The sequence below is a fragment of the Thermus kawarayensis JCM 12314 genome, assembly GCF_055393575.1.
On record NZ_AP043758.1, the window covers coordinates 54376 to 64068 of the forward strand.

General features: G+C 66.9%; 9 protein-coding genes. 2 read left to right on the forward strand and 7 right to left on the reverse strand.

Going from position 1 to position 9693, the window contains the following annotated elements; all coding sequences use genetic code 11:
* Window positions 1-172 precede the first annotated feature (172 nt).
* Window positions 173-1138, forward strand: coding sequence for a recombinase XerD (locus ACZ5RK_RS13115; protein WP_464910377.1), 966 nt, complete (start codon window positions 173-175; stop codon window positions 1136-1138).
* Window positions 1139-1159: 21 nt separating this feature from the next.
* Here the strand turns inward: ACZ5RK_RS13115 and ACZ5RK_RS13120 are convergent, their stop codons facing one another.
* A complete protein-coding gene (locus tag ACZ5RK_RS13120; RefSeq protein ID WP_464910378.1) occupies window positions 1160-3193 on the reverse strand; it encodes an HsdM family class I SAM-dependent methyltransferase in 2034 nt (677 codons plus the stop codon).
* 81 nt (window positions 3194-3274) lie between these two features.
* On the opposite strand from ACZ5RK_RS13120, the gene ACZ5RK_RS13125 reads away from it, so the two are divergent.
* Window positions 3275-3610, forward strand: coding sequence for a hypothetical protein (locus ACZ5RK_RS13125; protein WP_172596970.1), 336 nt, complete (start codon window positions 3275-3277; stop codon window positions 3608-3610).
* A gap of 125 nt (window positions 3611-3735) precedes the next feature.
* Here the strand turns inward: ACZ5RK_RS13125 and ACZ5RK_RS13130 are convergent, their stop codons facing one another.
* The 6 genes from ACZ5RK_RS13130 to ACZ5RK_RS13155 all read right to left on the reverse strand — a co-directional run bounded on the left by ACZ5RK_RS13130 (window position 3736) and on the right by ACZ5RK_RS13155 (window position 9503).
* The gene (locus tag ACZ5RK_RS13130; RefSeq protein WP_464910379.1) at window positions 3736-4638 is read right to left on the reverse strand and encodes a ParB/RepB/Spo0J family partition protein; all 903 of its coding nucleotides are present in this window, start codon (window positions 4636-4638) and stop codon (window positions 3736-3738) included.
* Window positions 4638-5597 carry a ParA family protein gene (locus ACZ5RK_RS13135; protein ID WP_014677579.1) on the reverse strand — a complete coding sequence of 320 codons (960 nt, stop codon included), beginning with the start codon at window positions 5595-5597 and terminating at the stop codon, window positions 4638-4640. The genes ACZ5RK_RS13130 and ACZ5RK_RS13135 overlap by 1 nt, the downstream gene beginning before the upstream one ends.
* A 131-nt stretch (window positions 5598-5728) precedes the next feature.
* Window positions 5729-6310: a hypothetical protein gene (locus tag ACZ5RK_RS13140; protein ID WP_464910380.1), complete on the reverse strand. Its 582-nt coding sequence runs from the start codon at window positions 6308-6310 to the stop codon at window positions 5729-5731.
* 6 nt (window positions 6311-6316) lie between these two features.
* Window positions 6317-7384: a hypothetical protein gene (locus ACZ5RK_RS13145; protein WP_464910381.1), complete on the reverse strand. Its 1068-nt coding sequence runs from the start codon at window positions 7382-7384 to the stop codon at window positions 6317-6319.
* Window positions 7385-7672: 288 nt separating this feature from the next.
* Window positions 7673-8320 carry a helix-turn-helix domain-containing protein gene (locus tag ACZ5RK_RS13150; protein ID WP_054647290.1) on the reverse strand — a complete coding sequence of 216 codons (648 nt, stop codon included), beginning with the start codon at window positions 8318-8320 and terminating at the stop codon, window positions 7673-7675.
* A gap of 229 nt (window positions 8321-8549) precedes the next feature.
* Window positions 8550-9503: an IS110 family RNA-guided transposase gene (locus tag ACZ5RK_RS13155; RefSeq protein WP_464910266.1), complete on the reverse strand. Its 954-nt coding sequence runs from the start codon at window positions 9501-9503 to the stop codon at window positions 8550-8552.
* Window positions 9504-9693: the final 190 nt, after the last annotated feature.

Genomic DNA, 9693 nt, shown 5'->3' on the forward strand with positions numbered 1-9693 from the left:
TGCCCGCTCCCGCTTTTCCCCACCACACCCACGGCAGACCCACTCCTAACCCTCGCGGAGGAAGGGCCGGGTGTGGAGAGTGGCGTGGGGAGGAGGAAAAGTCGGAGGGGAAAAGTCTTAGCTACACACGGGGTGGCGGCGGAGGGGGGTTGTAGCTAAGATGATGGGAAGGATGGCTGAGAGCCTTGCCCTGGAACCCTGGGACCACCCGGAGGAGAGGAGGCGGGTGGTGGGGGAGGCCCTGGGGCGCTGGGACGAGGGGGTCCTGAAGGAGGCCCTCTGGGCCTACCTGGTGCGCCGCCGCAGGAAGCCCGACCGGGCGGCCCCCCACTACGTGGGCTACTTCGTCCGCTGGCTGGCCCTGAAGGGGCGGCGCTGGCCCCACCTGGAGGCCGAGGACCCCAAGGCCTTCCTCCTGGAGGCCAAGGAGAAGGGATTCCCCGGGGGGGAGAGGGGGCCTCTCGCCTGGAGCACCGTGGAACGGGCCCGGGCGAGCCTCAGGCACCTCTTCCCCTTCCTGGACTGGGCGGGGCACCCCATGCCCCCCCATGTGCGCCTCCCCTCCCGCCAGGAGCTCCCCGTGGTGGCCCCCTCCCGGGCCATGCCCGAGGAGGAGTACGCCAGGCTCCTCCGGCAGGCGGAGGTCTACCCCCTCGCCTACTGGCGTCCCCTCCTCAAGGTCCTCCTGGTCCTCCTGGGGGAGGTGGGCCTCACGGTGAAGGAGGTGGCGGACCTCTGGAAGGAGGACGTGCGGGAGAAGAGCCTACTGGTGCGGGGGACCAAGCTCCGGGAGGTCCCCCTCTCCCCTCTCGCCCGGGAGGTCCTCTCGGACTGGCTCCCCCAGAGGGAGTTCCTGGCGGGGCACCAGCCCCTCCCCTATCCCCATCTCCTCCTCAAGCCCGCCCCCGGGAAGGGGCGGGGGAAGCCCCTGGGCCTGGAGGAGGCCAAGTGGATCCTCACCGAGTTCGCCGACTTCGCCGGGGTGAAGGCGGAGGGGAAGAGGCGGGCCGACCTCGCCCTCCCCTTGCGCTGGCGGGCCATCCGCAGGTTCCTCCAGGAGGGGCATCCCAGGGAGAAGGTGGCCTACTGGACCGGGATGAAGAGCCTGGTGGTGCCGGGGTGGGGGGAGGAGTTCTAGGCCGTTTTCAACCCCAGCCCCTTAAGTGGAGGTATTCCCTCCCGGGTTGTTCTCGGACTCCTTGTCCCCGACGCTTGGTGGCCTCAAGAAAGGAACAAAGGTGAACCCCTCCTCCTCCTGAGCCCTCAGACCCAGGAGGCCCCTTTGGGCCTGGACCAGACCCTCAAGGTATTCCCGAATGGGGCGGCTCACCTCTTCCGCCCAGCTGGGGCTCTTCGGTTTCGGGATCCTCACCTCTTTCCAGTAGTCCCCCACGTCCTCCCGGTTCGTCTGCATCAGAGTGACCCGCCGCCAGCTCTCCCTGACCGCTTTCAAAGAGAACGCCCAGAAGAGGTAAAAAGGCGTGTACCCTTCTTTTTCGCCTTCCTCCGTGCTCCTCAGAACGAGCACCTCCTTGGTGAGCACCCGCTCCTCCTCACCAGGAAGCAGGACGGCAAACTCCCCGATATTGCTGCTCGCCCGGATAGGAGTGAGGAGATCCCAAGCCCGAAGCCCGCTCTCCCCCCCTCTCCAGAGCCTCCTCGCCACCTCCCTAGGAACCAGGTTGGTGGGATTGACGTTCACCCTTCCGGCCCGGAGATCGCTCACCTTGATGTAGGGGACCTCGCCCCTGCGGCTCAGGCGGTCGGGGCTACCGTGGCCGAAGCGGTACTCCAAGAAGCCTTTCTCCACCAGCTCTCCCAGGCTCACCCCCTCGAGGCCCTTTTCCTCCAGAAGGCGGTCCAGGGGCTCTTCATACCTGGGGTCGTAGTAGCGGGGGACGAGCACCCCTCGCCGATACACCTCCCCAAGCCTCACCTGAACGGCCCCAGGGGGAAGCTCGCCTTTCTTCGCCAGGAGCACGTGCTCCCATAGCTCGTTGTCAGGGATGTCCTTCCCGTCAGGGCCTATACCGCAGGTGCTAGGGTTGAGAAAGAGGACAGGGGCATCAAAGTCGGGCTCGGCGGCGAGCTTCTCAAAAACGAAAAAGCTAGTCTTAGCCCTGGCATATTGCTGAAAGGCCTCCATGGGGATATTGGCCACCACCAGGGGGCGAAGGCGGGGACGGAGCCAGTCCATCACCCAACGGTAGGAACGGCTAAAGAAGTAGGTTTCGGGGAGAACGATCCCCACACGCCCTCTGGGTTTCAGGAGCCAGTAGGCGAGTTCCAGAAAGGCCAGGCCCACGGGGACCCTCCTCATGGACCCCCCGCCCGCCCGGTGGATGGAAAACCCGCTCCGGTCCAGGTCTTCGGCGGCCACCACCAGGTCCTTGCCGAAGGGAGGGTTGGTGAGCACCAGGTCAAAGCGCCCCTCCTGCAGTTCGTACTGCAGGTGAGGAAAGTTCCTGGGCCACTCGTGCCGCCTTATGGAGTCTCCCCGGAAGATATGGGCCGAGCCGTCCCCACCGATCTGCATGACCGCCTTGGCCAACTTGACGGCTACATGGTCCTTGTCCACCCCGTAGAGGTGGGTCTGAGCCCAGCGGACCGCTTGAGTGGGGTCTCCTTTTACTCTCTCCACCAGGTTGAAGAAGGCTTCGATCAAAAAGCCCCCAGTACCGCAAGCTGGGTCGATCACCAAGTTGTCCCACTCCACCCCTGTAAGGGCCACGCCCGCCGCGATGACCGACTGGGGGGTGAAGAACTGGCCGTCCGCCGAGCGCAGAGCCTCCGTCCGAAGCACCTGGAAGGCCTGGGCCACCGCCTCACTTCCCGCCTCGATGAGGCGGTACCCCTCCAAAGCCTCCACCACCAGGTGGATAGAACGGTCCGTCAGCCTCAGCGTCCGCTCCTCCTCGCTGGTGAAGAGCTCGGGGTAGACCCGGGTAAAGTTGCGGAACCACTCCCGGATCATCCGCGCGGTGTCCTCGGGAGTGGAGAGGGCCCGCCAGCGCACCTCCGCCTCCTCTCCTTCGGCCTTGGCTCTCCTGTCGCCATCCAGCTTCAAAAGGATGAGGTTGCAAAGCTCGCTCAGGCGGTCATCAGGACGGACCACGTTAGCGTCTTCGGAGGCCAAGCGGTCCATGAGGTCGGAGAAGAGTTTTCTCAAGACGTCCTGGCTAGGAACGGTCAAGTCCTTGTACCGAAGAGGTACGCGGTCAGGCACTATCGGGTCCCCGGGAGAGGGGATGTCCTTGACCAGCTTGCGCCTAGGATGCGCCTCTCCACGGTAGAGGAAAAGGGCGGGAGCGGAAGGGTCAGCGGAGTTGGTCCAGATTCCAAGCTCTACAGAAGGTTCCAGGGACATGTAAGCCTGCAGTTGAGAGATTCCAGCCTCCTCCTTGGGTTGCTTAGTCTCAATGATGATGCGAGGAAGAGAAGGGCCCTCCGCAGAAGCGTTAAAGATGGCGATGTCAACGGGGAAACCCTCATAGCTTCTCCCCTTCTCCCGCTTGTGGGCCTCCGAGGGGCTCTTGGGCACCCGCCACTCCCTCTTGCCGAAGCGGATCTGCTCAAGTTTATAGCCTTTGGTAAGGAGATACTGCACTAAGGGGCCCACCACCTGCTCCTGCTCAGGACCCTCCTTGAGTTGGCTCCTCACTTCCTCCACCAGACCTTGGCTCAGCTGACCTTGCGCCTCCACCTTCGCCCCCGCCTCCTAGAGAAAAACCGCACCTAACCAAGCAGTTCCTTGAGCTCCGCTAAGAGCGCTTCTACCCTGGCCCGCTTTTCAGGGAGCAGGGCCTCGAGGTCCAGCCGCAAGAGCCTCTCCCCCACCTCCCGGTGCCAGGGCCTGGGGGCCTTCTCCCTCCGCAAGGCTTCCCGCACCCGGGCCTTCAGGTCCCGCAGGGAGAGCCCCGCCCTCGCCTCCTCCAGGAGGGCCTTCCGCAAGGCCTCGTCCTTCACCTTCTTGAGCTCCAGGGCGGCGGTGTAGGGGATCGCCCCCTCCTCCAGGGCCGCCTTCAGGTCCTCGGGGAGGTTGAGGAGGGGGAGGCGGGCCTGGACGAAGGACTCCCAACCCATGCGGCCCAGGGCCCGGAAGACCTCCTCCACCCTCCGGGCCTCGAGGCTCCCCAAAACGTTTTGGGGAACTTTCCTCCTCGCCTCGTCCCGCATCCGGTGGAGCAGGGCCACCACCTCCTCCACGGGCCTCCCCAAGTCTTCCGATAGCAGGGCGAGGACCCCCACGGTCTCCTCGTAGGGGTTCAGGTCCTCCCGCTGGAGGTTCTCCACCAGGGCGAAAAGCCTCGCCTCCTTTTCGGAGAGCTCCACCACCCGCACCGGGACCTCGGAAAGCCCCGCCATCCGGGCGGCCCGGTACCGCCTCTCCCCGGCCACGATGGCGTACCTCCCGTCCCCCAGGGGCCGCACCAGGAGGGGCTGGAGCACGCCCTTTTCCCGGATGGAGTGGGCGAGGGCCTCGAGTCCCTCAAAGCGCTTGCGGGGCTGGGGAGAAGGGACGAGGGCCTCGAGGGGAAGCGTCTTCCCCCCAGCCTGGACCGGCTTCCCCTCCATCTCCTCCAAGGCGGAAAGCGCCCTGGCCAGGAAGGGGTCCATGGGGCTCGGCTTGCGGCTCATCAGGCCACCTCCTTGTGAAGCTCAGCCTTGACCTGCTCCAGGATCCCCTCCAGAAAGTCCCCGAGGGCCCGCATCTCCCGCCGCACCTCCTCCCCGCCCACCGCTTGCACCGGAAGCCGCTGTACTTGAGCCTCCCGGTACACCGCCGGACGGCGCACCAAGGGGGGTGCTAAGGGGATCCGCCCTCCAAGGCCCTCGAGCTGGGCCAAAACCTCCCGGTCCCGGACCGTCCCTTCCAGCCCGTTAGGGATGAGGGCGCGGACGAAGGCGCCCCCGCCCCACATCCCCAGAGAGGCCAACCCCTCGGCGTAGTCCTGGGCCACGGAAAGCACCGTGGGCAGGGCCTGAAGGCCCTTGGGCGAGGCTTCCACGGGAACCAGAAGGCCGTCCCCGGCCATACCCGCAACTCCAGCCAGGGAGCCCAGAGAGGGCAGGGAGTCTACGAGGATGAGGTCGTACTCCTGCCGGAAGGCTTCCAGGGCTTTCCTCAGGGCGAACATCTTGTAGGGCTCCCGGATGAGGACAAGCTCGGCCCGGGCAAGTTCCACATGCGCGGGGATGAGGCTAACCCCTGGAAGCACCTCCCTCGGCCTTAGGCGCCCCCTGCCCTCTAGGAGGCCGAGAAGGGTCTCCTCCACGGGGGCGTCCACGATACCGAGCCAGGCGGAGAGGTTGGCCTGAGGGTCCACGTCCACGAGAAGAACACGCTTCCCCCGCGAAGCCATCTCGTACCCCAGGTCCCGGGCCAGGGAGGTCTTCCCCGCGCCTCCGGCGTGGGTAAAGAGGGTGAGGACCACCCCGTCTCCCACGGGGGCTTCTACTTCCTTGACCACGTACCAGTAGCGGCCAAGGCGCCGCGCGTTTAGCCTCCCCTCCTGGATCTGCTTGAGGGCGCCGGAGTAGGAGAGCCCCTGCTCCATCGCCCAGTCCTTGAGAGGGATGAGGACGGTCTTCTTCATGGTTGGAAGCAATATAACCCACCCCGCGTCGTGAGTCAAACCCCACAACGGGTGTGTTTGAAATCACCGGCCCGGAAAAACCCCCTGTTCTGCCCGCTACGGCCTCGAGGCCAGCAGAACTTCCCTCTACTTCAAGAGGGATCGTCCCAAAGCCTGGCGGGCTCCACCTTCTTCGCCACGAGCCGCCGGGTCTTCAAGCGGGCCTCCCCCTCCACATAGATCCCGCTTCCCACGGGGGGCAGGCCCTCGAGGAGGGAGAGGGGGGCCCAGAGGGTGAGGGTGAAGGGCTCCTTGAGGCGTCCCCCAGGATTGGGCCGCACCTCGAGGCCAAACCTCCCCTCCTCCCGGTCCACGAAGGCCACGCGGCCCTGGGCGGCCATCAAGGGGTGGCCCTTCCCGTCCCCCCTGGGAACCCCGATCCGACCAAGGCGAAGGGACTTCTCCAGCAGGCCCTGGCCGTTCGTGCGGGGCCAAAAGGTGGCCCGGATGCGCGCCCCCAAAAGCCCGGCCATGGGCCGGCCCCGGTGGACCCTAGGCAGGCGGAGGAAGCTCCCGTCCGGGAGGCGGAGGCGGTAGAAGGTGTAGACCTGGCCGTTCGGAGCCCGGCTCTCCTTCACGAAGACCTGCCCTTCCACCATCACCACGGCGGCGTAGTGGGCGCCAAACCTTAGGGGAACCCGGCTCAGGGAAGGTGAAGGGGGCGTCGTGACCATTCCCCTCTACCCTAGCACACGCGCCTGGAGGACGCTCTCCCGGTCCACCAGGTGGGCCACCCCATCCACCTCCACGAAGGCCTTGGTCCCGCCCCCGGTCCACCCGGCGAAGTACCCTCGCCTCCCGTCCGGGAGGAGGAGGAGGGCGTCCCGGGGCACCTCTTCCAGGGGAAGGGACGGCGGGGGAAGGGAGGGGCGCTCGGTCGGGGCCAGGTCCCGGAGAAGGCGGTCCAGGTAGGCCGCCGGGTAGCGGACCACGCCGAGGCGGGCCCCTTCCAGGGTGCGGCCCAGGACCTGGAGGAAGGCCTCCCCCAGGGGCAGGGCCTCCCGCTCCAGGCGCTTCAGGTAGGCCCGCCACAGGCCCCCGTGGGCGAAGCCCGGGCGGAAGACCCGGTAGAAGTCCCCCCAGAGGCCCGCCCGCTTCAAGGCCTCCTGGAGGGGGCGATTCGTGCCATCCTTCACGAGCGCCGGGGAAGATCCAGAGGAGGAAGGAGAGGCCGGAGACGGCGAAGGAACCGGGAAGATCGCTTTCTCACCTCCCTCTGAGGGGGAGGCGGGGACCGCCCTTTCCTCCGGGGCTTTGTGGTCAGCTTCTACCTCTTCAACCTCCTCCGCTTCCGCCGCCTGGGCGTGAGGATGAGGAGGATTTTCTTCGGTGGTTACTTCTTCCTTTATTTCCCGCGCCGAGGGAAGCCCGTCCTGGAGGGCGTTTTCCTCGCCCGCGCCTTGCAAGGCTTGCAAGGGGGTCTGCACGGCGTGCACGGGGGCCTGCAGGTCCTGCCCGGGCAAGGCATCGGAGAGCCACCACCCGGTGGCGTCCCGTTCCACCAGACCCTTTTCCCAGAGGGCGAGGAGGGCCTTCTCCACGGTGCGCTGGTCCCGCCCGAGGAAGCGGGCCAGGTCCTTCGTGGAGGCCTTGTTGGAACGGAGGTTGCGGCGGGTGGCAAGGGCGAGGAAGACGGAGTGGGCGGTGGCCGACAGCTTAGCCGAGAAGAGCTTGTTCAAGAGGGGATTGGGAATAAGGGTGTAGCCGTTTGGCGCTTCCAGATGGGTCCAGCCGACTTGCGTTCCCACGGTCCTTTATGGGCCGCTTACCCCCGGCCCTGGGGCCCGTGGGGCTTCCACCCGGGTTGACATTTTCCCTTCGGCTTGGTACCCTCGGATTAGCCGATCGCGAGGGTACCAAGATGGTTGCGGTGAAGGGATCGGGGGAAACCCCGGTCTTCCTACTTTTGCCTACCGCTACCCGTCCCTAGGTGAGCTCTCACCTCCTTAACCCTGGAGTCTAGCACGCTCACCCCAGGGTTGGCTAGCCGCAACTAGAGGTTAGCATATACCACCCATTTTGGCAATACATGGCCTCTATAGCACCCGCCATCCCCGTACCAGGCCCAGGACCTCGGGGCGCTCCTCCTTGAGCCAGAGGGTGGGGAGGTCCGGGTGGAGGGGGTAGAGGGCCAGAGGATCCCTCTCCAGGGCCTCGTGGGGGAAGAAGGCGGCGTGGCCCTGGGCCTTCCCCAGGTAGACGGCCTGGGGTTGGAGGAGAGGCCTGAGCTCGGTGAGGACCCAGGCCCGCCGGGCGGTGGGGAAGGGGACGTCCAGGGTGGCGAGCCACCTCCCCGGGACCTCCAGGAAGGCCAGGCGCTCCACCACCGCCCCCCGGGGAAGCTCGGCGGGGGCGAGGAAGGCCCGGGAGGCGGGCTTGCCTTCCTCCAGCTCCTCGGGGGAGGTGTAGACGGGGAGGGTGAAGGGGACGAAGCCCAGGTCGTCCCCGGGGACCTCTTCCCCCATGACCTCGGAGAGGGTGAGGCCGAGGGCCCGGGCGAGGCCCACCAGGTACTGGGCGGAGAGGGTCTTGGGGTCCACGGCGCCCCGCTCGATTTTGGCCATGAGGCTGGTGGAGAAGCCCGCCATGCGGGCGAGCTCTTCCTGGGTGAGGCCGAGCTCCCGCCGCCTCTCGCCGATGCGGAGGACGTGGCGGGGAAGGGGACGTTTGCTGGTGCGCGGCATGGCCACACGATACGGCCTGTTCTCTGCGGGTGCAACGGCAATCCTGGGAAGCGGTTGAGGCATAGCGCTTCCCGTGCGGGCGCAAGGGGGGTTCGTGCAGATTCTTCCGGGTAAACTGGCCCCGGTGGAACCGGCTTTCGCGATCTACGCGGACGAGTGTGGCCGCCGCCTCAAGGCGGAAAAAGGATTGGGACCCCCGGTCGTGTAAGGATTGATACTGTCTTGAACGTCAAGCCACCCCCTGGGCCCACCGACCGGCGTAGTACTCCCTGAGCCTCCCCATCATCCGCCTGAGGAGCTTGTGGGCCACAGCCACCAAGGCCTGCTTCTTCCTCTTTCCCCGCGAGAGCAGGCGGTGGTAGAAGGCCCGCATCTCCGGGTCGTGCCGCACCGCCACCAGGGCCCCCATGTAAAGCTTCCGCCGCAAGAGAGGAGGCCCTTTCCTGGAGAGCCGGCTCCTCTCCACGCTCTTCCCCGACTCCTCCCGCTCGGGAATGAGCCCCGCGTAGGAGGCCGCCGCCTTCGCCCGGCCCCAGAGCTCCGGGGGCAGGAGGGCCAGCACCGCCGCCGCCACCTGGGGCCCCACCCCGGGCAGGCCCATCAGCACCTCCGCCTCAGGGAGGGTGGCCAGGAGGGCCTGGACCCTGGCCTCCACCTCCCCAAGGAGCCCCCTCACGCAGGCCAGCTCCCTCTGGAGGAGGGCGAGGACCCCCTCACTCCCCGCCCACTCCACCGCCTCCATCTGGTTCAGGATGGCCCGCTCCCGCCCGGCTAAGTCCTCCCGGTAGCCCACCAGGGCCCTGAGCTCCCGGAGGGCTTCTGGGGGGAGGGTGTAGGCCCGGAGCTCGGCGTGGTAGACCTGGGCGTAGCGGGCGAGGAGGAGGGCGTCGTGGCCGTCCGTCTTGTTGCGTTCTCCCTTAGCCTTGCGGAAGGCGGCCAGGTGATAGGGGTTGACCAGGGCCACCTGGAAGCCCTTCTCCACCAGGAGCTTGAGGAGGGGGAAGTGGTAGGCGCCCGTGGGCTCCAGGGCCACCCAGGCGGGGCGGTGGTGGGCGAGGGCGGCGAGGAGGGCTTGGCGGCCTTCAGGGGTGTTGGGGAAGCGGAGGCGGGTGGGCTTGGCGGTGCCGGAGGCCAGGGCCAGGTCCAGGTGGGGCTTGCTGACGTCAATGCCTGCGCAGAGCATGGTCTTTCTCCTTTGGGTAGACTGAGGGAGGTGGCCACCCGACCCTGTGGGCCTTCCATGTGGATGCGGTCTTTCACGACCGGGATACTGTGCGGCGGGGAGGCCGGGGCGGGTGGCTACCGATCAAAACTGCGGGCGTGGGGGCCCGAGTGTAAGGGCGGTAGGGCCTCCCTCAGGAGGCAAGATACAT

Bases quoted from the DNA above. Each gene is read 5' to 3' on its own strand.
- ACZ5RK_RS13115 (WP_464910377.1), top strand. From the start codon at position 173: ATGGCTGAGAGCCTTGCCCTGGAACCCTGGGACCACCCGGAGGAGAGG.
- ACZ5RK_RS13125 (WP_172596970.1), top strand. From the start codon at position 3,275: ATGCGCCTCTCCACGGTAGAGGAAAAGGGCGGGAGCGGAAGGGTCAGC.
- ACZ5RK_RS13130 (WP_464910379.1), bottom strand. From the start codon at position 4,638: ATGAGCCGCAAGCCGAGCCCCATGGACCCCTTCCTGGCCAGGGCGCTT.
- ACZ5RK_RS13135 (WP_014677579.1), bottom strand. From the start codon at position 5,597: ATGAAGAAGACCGTCCTCATCCCTCTCAAGGACTGGGCGATGGAGCAG.
- ACZ5RK_RS13140 (WP_464910380.1), bottom strand. From the start codon at position 6,310: ATGGTCACGACGCCCCCTTCACCTTCCCTGAGCCGGGTTCCCCTAAGG.
- ACZ5RK_RS13150 (WP_054647290.1), bottom strand. From the start codon at position 8,320: ATGCCGCGCACCAGCAAACGTCCCCTTCCCCGCCACGTCCTCCGCATC.
- ACZ5RK_RS13155 (WP_464910266.1), bottom strand. From the start codon at position 9,503: ATGCTCTGCGCAGGCATTGACGTCAGCAAGCCCCACCTGGACCTGGCC.